We start from the raw sequence: 16,498 nt of genomic DNA, 5'->3' as shown, positions 1-16,498 counted from the left end.
TATATAAGATACTGCTAATTTAAGCGGCGCTCGAACGCCGCGAGCGGGGGAAATGCATGGAGCGTTTTGGAAGCCTGTCGCGCCGCGGATTTCTGCTCGGCGCCGGCGCGATCGCGACGATCGGCGCCTCGGCCCATGGCCAGGGCCATGCGATGCGGCGGATCGCGCCCAACCGCGCGTCCGACGCCTTCGATCCCGACGTCGACCTCGAATTGATCTGCAAGCCCGCCGAGACGCCGATCCTGACCGGCAAGCCGACGCGCGTCTGGCGCTACGCCGGCAATCTCATCAAAGGTCCGGCGCATGCGCTGACCGCGACGCCCGAGAGCTATCTCGGCCCGCAGCTGCGGTTCTCCAAAGGACAGAAGGTCCGCATCAGGCTGCGCAATGAATTGCCGGAGGAAACCATCACCCATTGGCACGGCCTGCATGTGCCGATGCTGATGGACGGCCATCCGGCGGCGGCGATCGATCCTGGCGAAACCTACGTCTATGAATTCGACATCCGCAATCGCGCCGGCATGTATTTCTACCATCCGCACACTCATGAAAAGACCGCGACGCAGGTCTATCGGGGCCTCGCCGGCGCGATCATCGTCGAGGACGAAGAGGAGCGCGCGCTCGGTCTGCCGTCCGGCGAATTCGAAATTCCGCTGGTCATTCAGGATCGCTCCTTCGACGACGACAATCAGCTCGCCTATGGCGGCGACATGCATACGAGCATGTTCGGCTTTTACGGCGACCGCCTGCTCGTCAACGGGCGACGCAATCTCACGCTCGACGTGGCGAGCCGTCCCTATCGCCTGCGGATTCTCAACGCTTCGAACGCGCGCATCTACAAGCTGTGCTGGGACGATCGCACGCCGCTGAACGTGATCGGCGTCGACGGCGGACTTTTGGAGAAGGCGGAGACTCGTCCTTACGTGATGCTCGCGCCGGCCGAGCGCGTCGATCTCATCGTCGATTTCAGCGGTCGCCCGCAAGGCGCGAAGCTGACGATGATGAGCGGCGAATTCTACGGCCTTATCCCGCCGATGGCGCAGCGCATGATGGGAAGCGATGTGCCGATGGGCGAAGAATTCCCTCTGTTTGCGGCGACGGTGACGAGAAGCTTAGTCGAACCGTGGAAACCGCCGGAGAAGCTCTCGACGATCCGGCGATTTCGCAAGGAGGACATCGCCAATCCCGACAATCCGATCCCAATTGCGATCACCATGGCGCATATGGCGATGCTGCTGAACGGCCGGCCCTATGATCACGACGATATCGAGCCGCGCGAGCGCATCCCCGTCGACACGACGCAGCTCATCGAGATTTTTCATGAGCGCGGCGGCATGGGCATGGGCATGGGCATGGGCGGCATGGGTGGAATGGGCGGCGGCATGATGCGCGGACGCATGGGCGGCATGGGAAGAGGCATGGGAAGAGGGATGGGCATGATGGGCATGATGTCGATGGCCCATCCCATCCATCTGCACGGCCAGCAATTCGAAATCATCGAGCGCGGCTTCGAGGGCGATGAGGACGCCTATGCCACGATACGCGAAGGCTTCATCGACAGCGGGTTGAAGGACACCGTTCTCGTCGCGCCTGGCGAGCGGCTGCGGATCGTCAAGCAGTTCGGCGATTTCAAAGGCCGCTTCATGTATCATTGCCACAACCTCGAACATGAGGATGCGGGCATGATGCGCGAGTTCTCGGTGGAATAGAGCGGCTCCGCGCGCCGGCGCGAGCGCTGACAATCAGGCAATCCGCCTAACGCATTCCCGGCCGGCCTGCGCGCCTGCCGGGAATGATTTGGCGCGGTATTAATGCTGCATCCCTCCCATGCCGCCGCCCATCATGCCGCCTTTGCCGCCGCCGCCGCCGGAATGCGACATGCCGCCACCCATCATGTCGCCCATGCCGCCGCCCATCATGTCGCCCATCGAAATGCCGACCTTCATGATTCCGGTCAGCGTCTCATTGGCGATTTTCTTCTGCTCGTCGCTCAAATTCGTAAACAGCGACTCGATCGCGCCCTTCTGCGCGCGCACGACGTCAAGATGGTCGACCATATGGTTCTCCATCATCGTCAGCTTGTTCAGCACCGCCGGCTTGGAATGGTCCGCGCGCATATCGGCGGCGTCGCATTTTTGCTTCGCCCTTTGCGCCGCGGCGCGCCACGAATCCGCGAAAACGTTCCACGCCCCCGTTTGCGAGTCGGTGAGTTTCAATTCCGCCTTGAGATAGGCCAGCCGTCCTTCGAGATGATCGGCGAAGCCACAGACCATTTTGTTCATCATCCCGCCGCCGGAGTGCGACATCCCGCCCGACATGCCGCCCATCATGCCGCCCATCATGCCGCCCATCATGCCGCCCATGCCGCCGCCATCCTTGCCGTCGCCATGGCTCATGCCCGACATGCCGCCCATCATCCCGCCCATGCCGCCGCCCATGCCGCCGCCGCTCTTGCCGTCGCCGCTCTTGCCGTCGCCGCTCTTGCCGTCGCCATGGCCCATGCCGGACATGCCGCCCTTCATCTCGCCCATGCCGCCGTGATGGCCCGCATGGCCTTCGTCGGCCTTGCCGGCTTCCGCCTGATGTTCTTCGGCCGCGCCGGACTCAGCCTTGCCGGGGTCCGCCCATTGCGCCGGCGCGCCGGCGGCGCCGTGATCCATCTTACTATGGTCCATGCCGCCATGTTCGGCGCCGCTTTGTTGCGCCTTGGCCACGGAGACTCCCGCGGCGAGAAGCAAAGCGGCGGCGCTCGCCGCAAGCAATTTTCCGCGCGAGGCTTGTTGTCGCGTTGTCATGGCGTCCTCCCCTGGCGATGTTTGTCGCGATTGCTCCTGCCGTCGCGGGCGCGACGAATCTTTTTGGAGTTTCGCGCAAGTGGCGCGCCTAACCCAGCATCAGGCGCCTTTGATCGTCTGCAACTTTGTCACAGATCGAGCCGTTGCGCGATGGGCGAATCGTCACGCGATCGCCACAACAAATCATGCAATGCAAAAAGCGGCGGACGCGGGCCCGCCGCTCGCATGTTTTCTGTAAGGCCAAATAATCGATGCGATCTCATTTGGCGCTGCGGCGCGCCGCGAAGACCGCTCGATCCGTCCTCAGCGCTTGTCCGACGACGCGTTCGGATTATGCGCCGCATAAGGATCCTGACCGACGGCGCGCGGCGCGGCGGCCTCGCGCGGCTTGGCGGCTTCTTCCTTGTAGCCGGGCTGGCCGACGACCTGAGGCGCCTTCCAATCGCTGGCCGCTGTTTGCTCGCCAGCGCAGGCATGACCCGTCAGGGTCGCTGCCGAAGCGAGGGCGACGACGGCGAAAAGCTTATAAGCCATGTTTCCTCTCCCTGATGATTTGAATATCTCCCGCCGGCCATTCCCAATTGGCGGCGAGAGGCGCGCGGGTTCCGCGCGCATAGAATGCTATTTTTTCGTGTCGTAATTTCTACAATGACCGTTGCGCCGAAATGCCGCAGATTTGCTTCGCAGCCGCGAAAGAACGCGCGCCGCCAGCGAAGCGACGCGACGGCGTTAAGCCGCTTTCTTCTCGGCGATTTCGACCAGCGTGCGTAAAATTCGGCGCGTGCCCGTGAGTCGCTGTTTCATCGTGTCGAATTCGCGAATGAAAACGAGTCGCATGTCGGGACGCACCTTGGCGCCCGTCCCCTGCTCGGCGACGAAACGCACGAGCCCTGCGGGATTGGCGAATTTGTCCTCGCGGAAGGCGACAATGACGCCCTTCGGACCGGCGTCGATCTTTTCCACATGGGCGCGCCGGCACAGCGCCTTGATCGCGACGATCTCCAGGAGTTGCTCCACCTCGGGCGGAATCGGACCGAATCGGTCGATCATCTCGGTGGCGAATGCCTCGATGTCCTGATCCGTTTCGAGCGTCGACAGCCGGCGATAGAGCTGCAGGCGCAGCGTGAGATCGGCGACATAATCCTCGGGTATCGTCACCGGCGCGCCGATGGCGATGGTCGGCGACCAGGCTTCCTCCTGCGGCTCTTCGACGCCCGCCTTCAGCAGCATAATCGCATCGGCGAGCATCTGCTGATAGAGTTCGTAGCCGACCTCCTTGATGTGGCCGGACTGTTCTTCGCCGAGCAGATTGCCGGCGCCGCGAATATCAAGATCGTGGCTGGCGAGCTGAAAGCCCGCGCCAAGCGTATCGAGCGACTGCAGCACGTCGAGGCGCTTTTGCGCCTGCGGCGTGATCGTTCGGTTGGCGGGCGTCGTGAACAGCGCATAGGCGCGCAATTTCGAGCGTCCGACGCGGCCGCGCAGCTGATAGAGCTGCGCAAGGCCGAACATGTCGGCCCGCCAGACGACCAGCGTGTTGGCGCGCGGAATGTCGAGGCCCGATTCGACGATCGTCGTCGACAGAAGAATGTCGAACTTGCCGTCGTAGAAGGCCGACATTTTATCTTCGAGTTCACTCGCGCTCATCTGCCCATGCGCGATGACGAATTTCGATTCAGGCGCGTTTTCGCGCAGAAACGCCGCGGCCTCTTCAAGGTCCTCGATGCGCGGACAGACGAAAAAGGCCTGGCCGCCGCGATAGCGCTCGCGCAGCAGCGCCTCGCGCACGATGAGCGGATCGAAGGGCGAAACGAAGCTGCGCACCGCGAGCCGGTCGATCGGCGGCGTCGCGATGATCGAAAGTTCGCGCACGCCGGTCATGGCGAGCTGCAGCGTGCGCGGTATCGGCGTCGCCGAGAGCGTCAGAACATGCACTTCCGCACGCAGCTCCTTCAAGCGCTCCTTATGGCCGACGCCGAAATGCTGCTCCTCGTCGATGATGACGAGTCCGAGATCCTTGAAGCTCACGGTCTTGCCGAGCACGGCGTGGGTGCCGATCAAAATCTCGATGCGGCCGTCGGCGAGGTCCTTCTTCGTCTCGCGCGCCTCGGCGGCGCCGACCATGCGCGACAGCCGTCCAATGCGCACCGGCAGCCCGGCGAAACGCTCGGTGAAGGTCTTGTAATGCTGACGCGCCAGCAGCGTGGTCGGCGCGACGACCGCCACCTGCTTGCCGTTGATCGCCACGCAGAAGGCGGCGCGCAGCGCGACCTCGGTCTTGCCGAAGCCGACGTCGCCGCACACCAGCCGGTCCATCGGGCGTCCGGAAGCGAGATCGTCGAGCGTCGTCTCGATGGCGGCGAGCTGATCCTCGGTTTCATCGTAAGGAAAGCGCGCGCAGAATTCGTCGTAGAGCCCTTCCGGCGGCGCGAGCTTGGGCGCCTCGCGCAACTGCCGCTGCGCCGCGATTTCGATCAGGCCCTTGGCCATTTCGCGGATGCGATTCTTCATCCGCGATTTGCGCGTCTGCCAGCCGGCGCCGCCCAGCCGGTCGAGCTGCGCCTCGGCATCCTCGCCGCCGTAGCGCGTCAGAAGCTCGATATTCTCGACGGGGAGATAGAGTTTGTCGCCGCCGGCGTAGTGGAGTTCGAGACAGTCATGCGGCGCGCCGGCGGCCGAGATGGTCTCGAGTCCGATAAAGCGGCCGATGCCGTGATCGACATGGACGACAAGATCGCCGGCGGACAGCGCGGCGACTTCGCCGAGGAGATTTTCATTCGGCTTGCGCGCGCGGCGGCGGCGCACGAAACGATCGCCGAGAATGTCCTGCTCGCCGATGACCGCATAGGCGTCGGTCTCGAAGCCATGTTCGAGCCCGAGGACGGCGACGGAAACGCTGTGGGACAAGGCCTGCGGCAGCGATGCGACGCGCGGCAGATCGGACAGGCCATGTTCGGCGAGCACATGGCCCAGCCGCTCGCAGGAGCCTTCCGACCAGCCGGCGACGACGATTTTCCTACCCGCGTCGCTCAGCGCCTGGACATGGTCGGCGGCGGCCTGGAACACATTGACGTCGGGCGTGTTGCGCTCGGGCGCGAAGTCGCGGCCGGGCCGCGCGCCGCAATCGATCGCCCTTTCGCCCTCATGCGCCGCGAAGGGAGAGAACTGCGCCGCTGCGCGCGCTTCCGTCGCGGTACGCCATTCGTCTATCGACAGATAGAGTTCGCGCGGTTCGAGCGGCTTGTAGTTCGAGGCGGCGGGATCGAGATCATGCGCGAATTTGCGCGCGTCGTAATAATCCTCGATCTGCTTGACGCGTTCGGTCGCCGCGTCGTCGACCAGCGGATCGAGTAGGATCGGCGCCTCGCCGAGATAGTCGAAGAGCGTATCCATCCGCTCGTAAAACAGCGGCAGCCAATGTTCCATGCCGTGAAAGCGCCGGCCCTCGCTCACCGCCTCATAAAGCGCGTCGCCGCGGGTCTGGCCGCCAAAGCGCGCGGCGTAGGACTGGCGAAACCGGCGCATCGTCTCGCTCGTCAAGCGCAATTCGCTCATAGGCGTGAGGTCGAGCGCGCGGAGTTGTCCCGTCGCGCGCTGCGTATCAGGATCGAAGGAACGGATCGATTCGAGCGTGTCGCCGAAGAAATCGAGACGGATCGGCGCCGGCAATCCAGGCGGGAAAAGATCGACGATGCCGCCGCGCTGGGCGTATTCGCCGGTCTCGCGCACCGTGCTCGCCCGCAGATAGCCATTCGCTTCGAGCCAGAGCGCCAATTCGTCGAGCTTCACCACATTGCCGGGCGCGGCGGCGAAGCTTTCGGCGGCGACGAGCTTATACGGCGGAACGCGCTGCAGCAGACAGTCGATCGTCGTCGTGACGACGCGCGGCCGTTCGGACGCGGATTTGGCGCGCGTCAGCCGCGAGAGCGCGGTCATGCGCCGCGCGACAATGCCGGCGTGCGGCGACACCCGGTCATAGGGCTGGCAGTCCCAGCCGGGAATGTCGAGGATTTCGGCGTCGGGATGGGCGAAGCGCAGGGCGGCGCGAAAGGCGGCCGAGCGCGCGGCGTCGCGCGCGACATGGACGAAGACCGCCGCGCGTCCCTCGGCCTCGCGCGCCAGCGCGCGCGCGAGATCGGCGCCGACGAAGGCGTCGAAGCCTTCCGGCGCATGGGCGAAAATCAGCCTCTCGCCCTTGATGAGGCCTGAGCGCGCCGCTTCGAGCCCCGCCGCCGCTTTCTTCTGCTTGCTCACGGCGACGTTCAATGGATGGGTCCGTCGTGGCGGTGGAAGGCGATGATCTGCCGCAGAAGCGGCGTATCATGCTCGGCGGGCGGCGCTTCGGTTCCCGACAGCCAACGGTAGACCGCGTCGTCCGGCAAATCGAGCAGCGTCTCAAGCTCGTCGAGCGCTTCAGCCGGAAGCGCTTCGACGCGCGCATCCACGAATCGCCCCATCAATATATCCATTTCGCGCAGGCCTCGGCGCCAGGCGCGCACCTTGATGCGCCGCCTGCGCATGTCGTCGTCCAAGTCGGTCTCCCTAGATGGCGCGAGGCTTAATCCAGGCGCAAAGGAAAGGCAAAGGGCGCGTAAAGGGAAGGGAAAGGCGCCGGCGTCCGAATGCGCGTCGCCCCGCTGAGACGCTCCCCGACTCTTCGCCCGAGCGCGTTTCACGACGTCGGAATCGAACTTCCTTGACCTCAAGATGCGCCTGCGCTATCTGGCGCCTCTCGCGTCCGCGCGCGCTCGCGGGGGAGTAGCTCAGTTGGTTAGAGCGCCGGCCTGTCACGCCGGAGGTCGCGGGTTCAAGTCCCGTCTCTCTCGCCATGCAGAGCGAAAATCCTAAACGATCCCCGCAGATCGCCATTTTCGGCGTTTTTCGCAAGCGTGGCGGGACGCCGCCGTCGCCGCGTTCCGGCGGTCTTTCGCCGCAATTGGAGCGTTTGGCCAAGCTGGTTGAAAGCCGCGGTTTTCGGCGCGCGCGCACCATGATCATTGTCAGCGATGCAACCGGCTGTCCGTGTGGCGCGGCAATGCTCGGCGACGTCGACCCCGATTGCGCTTAATCCAGAATTTCATTCCTTGACGGGGCTCTTTGGCGAGAAAGCCATCGCCAGCCGTGAGAAAACCAAAGTTAAATGCAAAGCGATATAATAATATATATCGGGGCTGTACATTTGCGGCACTTCCATGAATACTTCAAGCAACCTAACTGCAGATATCACGACGATCGTGGTGAGAAGGTTCAACTTAAGCTGTGAAAAATCCACCGAAGCCATCCAGGCCGGCCGACCAGCCATATCCTCTTCGTTGATTTTATAAACAAAATTGCCATATATAGAGATCGTTACGATGATCACCAGCGCAGAAATTAGCGTAAGATCGACCAATTCCAGTAAATGGACTTTGATATTCGCGTCATTCTCCGAAAATAATACTTGTATAATATGAAGCGTATTCTTTCCCGCCTTCAAAACCATGCCGATCAAGCCGACGCCGAGCATCAACAGGAAGGGAAGCAAGAGCCAGCGCGTCAAGAAAATGTAGCGCTCGATCAGACGCCTCAACATCGCGCATCCTCGGTCGGTCAGCGGAGATAGCCGCTCCCGCACTCAAAACGGTTACGCCGGCGCCGTCAACGCACAGGCGCAATCGTTTCGCCCTTGCGATTAAGCGAGCGCGTTGGTTCAAACGGCCGCTGTGGCTTGCCTCCTTGCGCGCGCTACTTCCTCTCGCAAGCTTCAACGCGGCTCCCTTGACAAAAAGGGACGCTTGAGTCGGAAACGCGGCAGATACGCGCATTCGCTGCGGAATTCGCCGAGGCGGCACGCCTCGTCGAGGCGCCGACGATCGGATACGAAATCTGATTGAATGGATCGAATCCAGAGCAAAACCAGCATTTCCGCATCTGCTCTAGACAATGATAACCGGCAACGCTGCGCGCGCTCAAGGTCAAGACGGACGCTCACGCAGACGCCTGTTTACGCCACCCGAGTTATTGGCGTCGTGGATCGGGGATCTTGTCGAAGATGCGAAGTCGGATACTTACAACTTGATCGGTGGGCCCGGGCTCCTGATCATTACAATGATCGGATTAAGAATCGGAAAATCCTTGCATGCGGCGCAAGGAAATTCCACTGGGCCAAGCGATCAGTTCTTGGCGCTTTGTCCGAGACGTCATTTTATCGAAGTTGCGCCATCGGACAAGATTATGATGGAGCGTGTCATGTATTCGAATCACAATATTTGCCGCAACGCTTCCCTTGCAATCGGTCGGGCGATAGCCACGATTTTGATCGTCGGCTTTCCGGTTACGGTCCGCGCGCAACAAGCGGTCCGCCTAAGTTGGCAGGAGTTCGCGCAAGACGGGAAGCGAGTAGAAAGTTTTCGGAAGGCCGTCGCCATGATGAAAGCGCGGAACTCCGCTGATCATGGAAGCGCAGCCTATCGAAAGAGTTGGCAGTATTGGGCGAATATTCACGGCTATTTCGGCCCGCAGTCGCGTTTCGGAACGGTCGCATCCGCTCGGAGCCGAGTTCCTTCGATGTATCGTCAATACTTCAATGGACTCTCGGATGCTACGCCGCCCGACCAACTGGCAAAGGATGTCTGGGCCAACTGTCAGCACGGCACGCGCTGGTTCTTCGCCTGGCACAGGCTCTATTTATTCTATTTTGAGAAGCAGCTTCAGGATGCTGCGGGCGATCCGACGCTTCGTTTGCCCTATTGGGATTATACCAATCCCAACCACTTGACGATGCCCGCGGAATTTACTCAACCCACGTATGTTCATGGAAATGGCGTCCGCCAGCCAAATCCACTGTTTGAAAAGCGCAGGGCGCCGGGGTGGGATCGTGGCGCGTCGCTCGACTCCGATTCGACGAACGTCGACTCGGCGCTCAGAGATAGAAACTTCCCGACTTACCAGTCCGACATTGAAAGCAACGTGCACGGTTATGTCCACTGCACAGTTTCGGTCGACTGTCCCGTCGTCGACATGGGCTCGGTGCCTTATTCGTCAAACGATCCGATTTTTTGGATTCACCATGCAAATATCGACCGTCTCTGGAGCTGCTGGAGCAATGCGTCAGGCCATCGAAACCCAAGCGACAACGCCTTCCTCGATAGATCTTTCTCCTTCGTGGACATAAGCGGTCAGAAAGTCAGCAAAATGGTCGGCGACCTCTTCAACGGCGCGCTCATTGACTACAGGTATGAAAAGGAAACGAACTGCTCTCGATCGACGCTGCTGGCTTTGGACAGCACGTCGCGCGAAGAACCGCTGGCGGCAACTAAGATTGCGGAAATGACACGAGAAAAATTCAACGAGTTGCTTGCGGAGCCGAAGTCCCTAAACGTTCCGACAAAGCCAGTCTCGCTGAAAGACCCGACGACCAAGGTGAAGGTTACGCTGCGAGATGATAACGACATGAAAACATTGAATTCGCTCGCGCTCCAGGGTAGTCCGGCGATGCCGACTAAAACGCGTTTGATCCTTAGCGGAATTACCTTCGATGCGCCGCCGACCACAAAGTTTTACGTTTATCTTGAGGACGCTGCAAACCCGCAGCGGCGAGAATATGCGGGCACCATCAACTTCTTCGCCGCAGAGCCTCACACGTCTTCACACGATCACGAAGCCGAGGCGGTGGTTCCCCAACAAGGCCTCACCCGGGAGTTCGACGTCACCGAAGCTTTACGAAAGCTCCATAACGAAAAAGGCGCACTGACTGACGTAACGGTAGCCTTCGTTGCGACCAGCGGACGCCATAACGGCGATGAATCAGCAAAGATCAATCCCAAGGCGCGCCTGACGGTCAAGTCGATTGACTTTCAGATTTCGGCAACGAAATAAAATGCGTATCCTTGGCGGCGCCGCCCAAAGAATTGCTCGCGGGCTGATTTCGCCCGCGAGGTTTTGAAAATTTGTGTCGCCAGCGCAAAAATCGCTATCGCGTTCTGCAACGCGCTCGAGCGCTGAAGCACGACTAACGGAATGATCCAGTCGAAAGGCGGCAGATCCTCGCTCCCGCAGTAACGAAGCGCAAATCCGTCCGCTTCGTCGAGGCGCCGACGATCTGACTTTTTCAGCGAATGTCGATCTCGCTCTCGACGATATGGTTGAGCGGCGTGCCTTCCGCCGTCAGCGCCATGCGCAGCTTCAACCGGCCGCCGGCGACCTTATGCTCGCGCACGATGCGCTCGATCTCACGCTGCGAAGTTATGCCGACTTCCTTCAAAAATTTGCGCACCGCCATGTTGAACGCGTCTTCGTCCATCGCCCGACTCCCTTGCTCGAAACTAGGTAGGGCATTTTCAATCAGCGTCATCGAGGCGCTTCGATCATCGCCGCCCAGACCGGGTTCGGGGTCCAGATGCGCGCCATGTCGGCGCGCGCAATCGCGTCATCGACGCCGAGCACATCGCGGCGATAGCGGTAGAGGAGCGCCGATACGCGGTAATTGGCGATGCAATGGACATGGGTCGGGGCGTCGCCCGTGTCCGCCAGCGCGGCGGAAAATTCCTGAAAATCAGCCTCGGTCGGATGCTGAAAGTCGATCGGAATATGGCGATAGGCCATGCCAAGCGCGCCGACCGTCGCGGCCTCGTTCGGCAACGCCTTCTCATGGCTGGAGAGACCGAGATTGATCACCGTGCGCACGCCGAGCGCCGCGATCTCGCCAAGCTCGCTTTCGCTCGGCTGGCCGGATGTCGTGAGGCGAGAGTCGATCCTGAGCCAGTTGTAGATATGCGTCGGATCGTCCTGCATGGCTTTCACATGAATGTCCGCCGCCTACCCCGCCTTCGCCACTTCGCGCTGCGCGAAACCCAGACGGATATTCAGCTCATGCAGCAATTGCTCGGCCGCCACCGGAATATTGGTGCCGGGCGGGAAGATCGCCGCCGCGCCTGAATCATACAAGGCCTGGAAATCGTCCGGCGGAATGACGCCGCCGATGACCATCATGATGTCGTCGCGGCCGACGCGCTTTAAGGCGTCGCGCAGTTCGGGGGTCAAAGTGAGATGGCCCGCGGTCATCGTCGAGACGCCGACGATATGCACGTCGGCTTCCTTCGCCTTTTGCGCCACTTCGTCCGGGGTCGCGAAGAGATCGCCGATCACTACGTCGAAGCCCATGTCGGCGAAGGCCGAGGCGATGACCTTCTGGCCGCGATCATGGCCGTCCTGGCCCATCTTGGCGACGAGAATGCGCGGCTGGCGCCCAGTGTTGTCCTTAAAGTCGCGAGTCATGCCGATCACGCGGCCGACCTGAACGCTCTCCTTGCCCGCCTCGCGCGCATAGACGCCGGAAATCACATTGGCCTTCGGCTTATGACGCGAGAAGACTTTTTCGAGCGCGAAGGAAATTTCGCCGACGCTCGCCTTCGCCCGCGCCGCCTTCACCGCGAGATCGAGAAGATTGGCGCCAGAGGTCGCGCCCTCGGTCAGCGCGTTCAACGCTGCTTGCGTCTTCGCCTCGTCGCGCTCGGCGCGCAGACGCGCGAGCTTCTCAAGCTGCGCGGCGCGCACGGCGGCGTTGTCGACCTTGAGCACATTGGGCTTGGCGTCGTTCACCGGCTGATATTTATTCACGCCGACGACGATCTGGGTTCCGCTGTCGATGCGCGCCTGGGTCTTCGCCGCCGCTTCCTCGATGCGCTGCTTGGGCACGCCGGCGGCGATCGCCTTGGCCATGCCGCCGAGCGATTCGATTTCCTCGATATGCGCCCAGGCTTTTTTGGCGAGTTCCGCGGTCAGGCGCTCGACATAATAGGAGCCGCCCCAGGGATCGATGATCCGCGTCGTGCCGCTCTCCTGCTGCAGCACGATCTGCGTATTGCGGGCGATGCGCGCCGAGAAATCCGTCGGCAAGGCGAGCGCTTCGTCGAGCGCATTGGTGTGCAGCGATTGCGTATGGCCTTGAGTTGCCGCCATCGCCTCGACGCAGGTGCGGATGGCGTTGACGTAGACGTCCTGCGCGGTCAGCGACCAGCCGGAAGTCTGGCAATGGGTGCGCAGCGTCAGGCTCTTCTCGGATTTGGCGCCGAGATCCTTCATCAGCCGCGCCCACAGCAGACGCGCGGCGCGCAGCTTTGCCACCTCCATGAAGAAATTCATGCCGATGGCGAAGAAGAAGGAGAGACGCGGCGCGAAAGCGTCGATATCGAGGCCGGCCGCGACGCCGGCGCGCACATATTCGACGCCGTCTGCGAGCGTATAGCCCAATTCGAGATCGGCCGAAGCGCCCGCCTCCTGCATGTGATAGCCGGAGATCGAAATCGAATTGAACTTCGGCATATGTTTGGACGTGTAAGCAAAAATATCCGACACGATGCGCATCGACGGCTCGGGCGGATAGATATAGGTGTTACGCACCATGAATTCTTTGAGGATGTCGTTTTGGATCGTGCCGGTGAGCTTTTCGGCCGGCACGCCCTGCTCTTCCGCCGCGACGATGAAGAGCGCGAGAACCGGCAGCACCGCGCCGTTCATCGTCATCGACACCGACATCTGATCGAGCGGAATGCCGTCGAAGAGCGTGCGCATGTCGTAGATCGAGTCGATCGCGACGCCCGCCATGCCGACATCGCCCATCACCCGCGGATGGTCGGAATCATAGCCGCGATGGGTGGCGAGATCGAAGGCGACGGAGAGGCCCTTTTGACCGGCGGCGAGGTTGCGGCGGTAGAAGGCGTTCGAGTCTTCGGCCGTGGAGAAGCCGGCATATTGGCGGATCGTCCAGGGCTGGGCGACATACATGGTCGGATAGGGTCCGCGCACATAGGGCGCGACGCCGGGATAGCCGTCGACGAAGGAAAGCCCCTCGATGTCCGCCGGCCCATAGGCGTTCTTCACCTCGATCCCCTCCGGCGTCAGCCAGCGGCGCGCCTCCGCCTCCTGCTCGGGCGCGACGGGCGCGAAGGGAATCTGCGTGAAATCGGGGATCGCGGCCATTTTTTCCTCAAAGGTTACCAAGTGGTCATAAACCAGAGGGGGCGAGCGCGCAAAGCCGCGCCAAAAGTCGCCAATTGGCGCAAAAACTCAACTTAAATATCAGTTTATTGCGCAATATAAATGTCAATGATAAAGTCTTCCCGACGAAGCCATCATGAACGGGCAAGATTTCGTTCGGCGAGGCAAAAATGAGTAGCGCGGTAGCAAGAAAGCTTGAGTCGCTGCGGTCGAAAGGCGCGATGCGGAATATTGAGGTTGCGAATCTGCTCGGCACGCGCCCGGAAACCGTCTCGCGTTGGAACCAAGGGCGCGCCTATCCGCATCCGAACACTGAGAAGACGCTCCTCGAACTTGAATATATCGTCGACCAGCTCTCCGAGCTGTATGAACCGGACGAAGCCCGGCAATGGATTTTCTCGCCTCAGAAATTGCTGAGCGGCGCGTCGCCGGCGGCGTTGATCCAGGAAGGCCGCATCGACGATGTGTTGCGGCTCGTCAGCCAGCTGCGTGATTCGGCTTATCTGTAGAAAAGTGGATCGCCGATGATCCACGAACAAAGCCTCGTCGCCTTCTCGTGCTGGCGCCCCCTTGCCCCGGTCACGCTGGCCGGGCCACAATCGGGCGCATGGGCGATCGCCCGCGTCTCGAATCAACCCAGGAAATTCTCATGCGCCTTTCCTTAAGCCTGCCGCTGATCGCCCTCTGCGCTTTCGCCGCGTCCGCGCAGGCCTTCGCCGGAAACCAGATTCCCGACGAGGTGAAGGAAAAATGCAAGGCGGATTATTCGCGCCTGTGCAGCGGCGTGATGCCCGGCGGCGGGCGCATCCTCGCTTGTTTTCAGGCGCATAAGGACGAAGTCTCGCCGGACTGCCGCGACGCGCTCTCCAGGGTCAAGAATTGACCGGGAGGATCGCCCCTATTCGGCGTCCATGCCGTCCGACGCCTTCGAGGGAAATCGCGCCGAGGCGTAGCGGATGGTGAGAACGGCGAGCGAGAGAGTGAGCGTCGCGCCGGCGAGGATCAATATGCCGGCGTCGGGGATCGACTCCGTCTGCACATAGCCGATCATATGGCGAGTGAGCGCGGTGATGCCGACATAGAGCAGGAAGCGCACAGGCATGTGGTTGGTGCGGAAATAAATGCCGACCATCGAGCCGATTTCGAGATAGATGAAGAGCAGCAGCAGGTCCTCGATCGTCGCGTGGCCCCTCACCGTCATGTCGAGAAACGCCTTCGCCGCCGCCCAGACCGTCGCGCCGCCAATCGCGAACAGACCGAGAAGGTGAAAGACTTCGGTGAGCAGATAGCCGATCGGATCGATCCGATCGAGCATTCGACGCACCGTCGGGTGTTCCTTCCTGTCCATATGTTTCATCGACTGCCTGCGAGGTATGCGCGGCGCCCCGGCCTATCGTGAGCGGCGGCGTGAACGTCGCGCATGGCGACGCCGAGCGCAATCGACTTTGTCGCAGAATGAGCCGAGCGCGCGCCGCGCTATTTCTGAATGGAGCCGAGATAGGCGAGAAGCGCTTCGATCTGCGCGGCGTTCAAGCGGAACTGCGGCATTTCGAGCCCCTCATGGCCGACGACGATGCCCTCGGCGAGCGCCTCTTCGAGATTATTCAGCGGATATTTGCGCGCAAGAGAGCGGAACGGCGGCGATTTGGGATTGGCGCTTTCGCCCTTCGCGCCGACCGCATGGCAGCGCCCGCAATTATGCTGCGCGATCGCCTGCCCGCGCTTCAACAGCTGCGCATTGGCAGGCGTCTTCGCCGACGCGGCGCCGGCGGCAAGAAGGAGGCAGCACGCAAAGGCCTGAGGCGCGAATCGGAGCATGAGCGACTCTAGCTCCCCGCCCCGGCCGATGTCGCCGCGTTTTATTGGCGCACCACCAGCACTGAACATTTGGCGTGGCGCACGATCGTCTTGGCGTTGGAGCCCAAAAGATAGGTCGCCATCGTCGGTCGATGCGAACCGACCACGATCAGGTCGGCGCCCCATTCCTCGGATTCGGCGAGCACTTCGGGATAAACGGCGCCAAAGCGCACGATGGAGGACACGCGCGCCGCCGGAAGAGCGATCTTGCCGCGCAGGACGGCAAGGTCCTTTTCGGTCGCCTCGCGCATTTCCTCGTCGAAATTTGGCGGGATGTAATCGATGAAGGCCACCGGCACGAGCGGCTGGACGTTGACGAGCCGAAGCGCTGCGTCCGGCTCCACTTTTGCGAGCGCCACCGCCGCCTCGAGCGCGGGCTGCGTGACGTCGGCCTCGCTGATGTCGACCGCCACCAGAATTTTCTTATACATCCCCGCCTCCCACTCTGCGCGGCGCTGGATCGCGCTGCATTGAAGCGGGTTCGCCCAAATGCGGATGACGCGATCGATTCCAAAATATGGAGCGCGTTTCATGCGCTCTAACGCCTACTCAATTCCTTCATAGCGCGGCTGGCGCCGCCGAGCCAGAACGACTCGACGGCGCGCATGAATCGTTCCTTGATCGCTGACCCGATTGGCATGAACGGCGATCTCTCCGAATCAGTCGCTCGCACGACATATCTAACGCGCGGCGCGCGCATGACCGGAAAATGACGCGCGTAGAATTCTGCGACAAAAGGTCAGCTAGTGGAACCCCGGCGCGCGTTGATTAATGGCGCGAACTTCCGACACGCTTTCCTCCGCACTCGCCGGCCTCTTGCAAAGGAGGCCGGCTCCCTTTTGAGGTGAACATTCGACGCTTGCGCAATC

Annotated in this window: 15 protein-coding genes and 1 tRNA gene; 5 read left to right on the top strand and 11 right to left on the bottom strand. The window is 61.6% G+C overall.

The annotated features are described in order from the left end of the window. The first annotated feature begins 56 nt into the window (after positions 1-56). Complete coding sequence (locus tag U1E20_RS00730; RefSeq protein WP_409978668.1) at positions 57-1,709, top strand: multicopper oxidase family protein; 1,653 nt, start codon at positions 57-59, stop codon at positions 1,707-1,709. Between the two features lie 99 nt (positions 1,710-1,808). Here U1E20_RS00730 and U1E20_RS00725 read toward each other — a convergent pair whose 3' ends face one another. The 4 genes from U1E20_RS00725 to U1E20_RS00710 form a co-directional block, all read right to left on the bottom strand. Then, a complete protein-coding gene (locus U1E20_RS00725) occupies positions 1,809-2,795 on the bottom strand; it encodes a Spy/CpxP family protein refolding chaperone (RefSeq protein ID WP_409978667.1) in 987 nt (328 codons plus the stop codon). Between the two features lie 303 nt (positions 2,796-3,098). Then, complete coding sequence (locus tag U1E20_RS00720; RefSeq protein ID WP_409978666.1) at positions 3,099-3,329, bottom strand: hypothetical protein; 231 nt, start codon at positions 3,327-3,329, stop codon at positions 3,099-3,101. A 195-nt stretch (positions 3,330-3,524) separates the two neighbouring features. Next, positions 3,525-7,049, bottom strand: a complete 3,525-nt coding sequence (mfd, locus tag U1E20_RS00715; protein WP_409979616.1) for a transcription-repair coupling factor — start codon at positions 7,047-7,049, stop codon at positions 3,525-3,527. Between the two features lie 8 nt (positions 7,050-7,057). Next, on the bottom strand, positions 7,058-7,327 hold the full coding sequence (locus U1E20_RS00710; RefSeq protein ID WP_409978665.1) for a succinate dehydrogenase assembly factor 2: 270 nt from the start codon (positions 7,325-7,327) through the stop codon (positions 7,058-7,060). 220 nt (positions 7,328-7,547) lie between these two features. On the opposite strand from U1E20_RS00710, the gene U1E20_RS00705 reads away from it, so the two are divergent. Next, a tRNA-Asp gene (locus tag U1E20_RS00705) sits at positions 7,548-7,624 on the top strand. Between the two features lie 248 nt (positions 7,625-7,872). On the opposite strand, the gene U1E20_RS00700 is transcribed toward U1E20_RS00705, so the two are convergent. Then, positions 7,873-8,367 carry a YqhA family protein gene (locus U1E20_RS00700; protein ID WP_409978664.1) on the bottom strand — a complete coding sequence of 165 codons (495 nt, stop codon included), beginning with the start codon at positions 8,365-8,367 and terminating at the stop codon, positions 7,873-7,875. Between the two features lie 656 nt (positions 8,368-9,023). Here U1E20_RS00700 and U1E20_RS00695 point away from each other — a divergent pair. After that, positions 9,024-10,652 carry a tyrosinase family protein gene (locus U1E20_RS00695; protein WP_409978663.1) on the top strand — a complete coding sequence of 543 codons (1,629 nt, stop codon included), beginning with the start codon at positions 9,024-9,026 and terminating at the stop codon, positions 10,650-10,652. A 232-nt stretch (positions 10,653-10,884) separates the two neighbouring features. Here the strand turns inward: U1E20_RS00695 and U1E20_RS00690 are convergent, their stop codons facing one another. The 3 genes from U1E20_RS00690 to scpA are packed head-to-tail and all read right to left on the bottom strand — an operon-like array spanning position 10,885 to position 13,754. After that, on the bottom strand, positions 10,885-11,076 hold the full coding sequence (locus U1E20_RS00690; RefSeq protein ID WP_409978662.1) for a DUF6494 family protein: 192 nt from the start codon (positions 11,074-11,076) through the stop codon (positions 10,885-10,887). Positions 11,077-11,123: 47 nt separating this feature from the next. After that, on the bottom strand, positions 11,124-11,567 hold the full coding sequence (locus U1E20_RS00685) for a protein tyrosine phosphatase family protein (RefSeq protein WP_409979615.1): 444 nt from the start codon (positions 11,565-11,567) through the stop codon (positions 11,124-11,126). A gap of 24 nt (positions 11,568-11,591) precedes the next feature. Beyond that, positions 11,592-13,754, bottom strand: a complete 2,163-nt coding sequence (gene scpA, locus U1E20_RS00680) for a methylmalonyl-CoA mutase (RefSeq protein ID WP_409978661.1) — start codon at positions 13,752-13,754, stop codon at positions 11,592-11,594. Between the two features lie 188 nt (positions 13,755-13,942). Here scpA and U1E20_RS00675 point away from each other — a divergent pair, with 188 nt between their 5' ends. Then, on the top strand, positions 13,943-14,281 hold the full coding sequence (locus U1E20_RS00675; RefSeq protein WP_409978660.1) for an antitoxin Xre/MbcA/ParS toxin-binding domain-containing protein: 339 nt from the start codon (positions 13,943-13,945) through the stop codon (positions 14,279-14,281). A 140-nt stretch (positions 14,282-14,421) separates the two neighbouring features. Next, positions 14,422-14,655 (top strand): cysteine rich repeat-containing protein, encoded by a 234-nt coding sequence (locus tag U1E20_RS00670; protein WP_409978659.1) that lies wholly within the window; start codon positions 14,422-14,424, stop codon positions 14,653-14,655. A gap of 15 nt (positions 14,656-14,670) precedes the next feature. On the opposite strand, the gene U1E20_RS00665 is transcribed toward U1E20_RS00670, so the two are convergent. From U1E20_RS00665 to U1E20_RS00655, 3 genes are all read right to left on the bottom strand, one after another. After that, positions 14,671-15,120, bottom strand: coding sequence for a phosphate-starvation-inducible protein PsiE (locus tag U1E20_RS00665; RefSeq protein WP_409978658.1), 450 nt, complete (start codon positions 15,118-15,120; stop codon positions 14,671-14,673). Positions 15,121-15,248: 128 nt separating this feature from the next. After that, positions 15,249-15,590 carry a c-type cytochrome gene (locus U1E20_RS00660; protein WP_409978657.1) on the bottom strand — a complete coding sequence of 114 codons (342 nt, stop codon included), beginning with the start codon at positions 15,588-15,590 and terminating at the stop codon, positions 15,249-15,251. Positions 15,591-15,631: 41 nt separating this feature from the next. Then, entirely contained in the window at positions 15,632-16,060 is a 429-nt protein-coding gene (locus U1E20_RS00655; protein ID WP_409978656.1) for a universal stress protein, read from the bottom strand. Between the last annotated feature and the right edge of the window lie 438 nt (positions 16,061-16,498).

The organism is Methylocystis sp. (assembly GCF_046349115.1).
Lineage (GTDB): Bacteria > Pseudomonadota > Alphaproteobacteria > Rhizobiales > Beijerinckiaceae > Methylocystis.
The sequence above is the reverse complement of the archived record's forward strand: the minus strand, read 5'-3'. Positions and strand labels throughout refer to the sequence as shown.

Coding starts and splice junctions, on each gene's coding strand:
- U1E20_RS00730 (WP_409978668.1), top strand. CDS start 57: ATGGAGCGTTTTGGAAGCCTGTCGCGCCGCGGATTTCTGCTCGGCGCC.
- U1E20_RS00725 (WP_409978667.1), bottom strand. CDS start 2,795: ATGACAACGCGACAACAAGCCTCGCGCGGAAAATTGCTTGCGGCGAGC.
- U1E20_RS00720 (WP_409978666.1), bottom strand. CDS start 3,329: ATGGCTTATAAGCTTTTCGCCGTCGTCGCCCTCGCTTCGGCAGCGACC.
- U1E20_RS00700 (WP_409978664.1), bottom strand. CDS start 8,367: ATGTTGAGGCGTCTGATCGAGCGCTACATTTTCTTGACGCGCTGGCTC.
- U1E20_RS00695 (WP_409978663.1), top strand. CDS start 9,024: ATGTATTCGAATCACAATATTTGCCGCAACGCTTCCCTTGCAATCGGT.
- U1E20_RS00690 (WP_409978662.1), bottom strand. CDS start 11,076: ATGGACGAAGACGCGTTCAACATGGCGGTGCGCAAATTTTTGAAGGAA.
- U1E20_RS00685 (WP_409979615.1), bottom strand. CDS start 11,567: ATGCAGGACGATCCGACGCATATCTACAACTGGCTCAGGATCGACTCT.
- scpA (WP_409978661.1), bottom strand. CDS start 13,754: ATGGCCGCGATCCCCGATTTCACGCAGATTCCCTTCGCGCCCGTCGCG.
- U1E20_RS00675 (WP_409978660.1), top strand. CDS start 13,943: ATGAGTAGCGCGGTAGCAAGAAAGCTTGAGTCGCTGCGGTCGAAAGGC.
- U1E20_RS00670 (WP_409978659.1), top strand. CDS start 14,422: ATGCGCCTTTCCTTAAGCCTGCCGCTGATCGCCCTCTGCGCTTTCGCC.
- U1E20_RS00665 (WP_409978658.1), bottom strand. CDS start 15,120: ATGGACAGGAAGGAACACCCGACGGTGCGTCGAATGCTCGATCGGATC.
- U1E20_RS00660 (WP_409978657.1), bottom strand. CDS start 15,590: ATGCTCCGATTCGCGCCTCAGGCCTTTGCGTGCTGCCTCCTTCTTGCC.
- U1E20_RS00655 (WP_409978656.1), bottom strand. CDS start 16,060: ATGTATAAGAAAATTCTGGTGGCGGTCGACATCAGCGAGGCCGACGTC.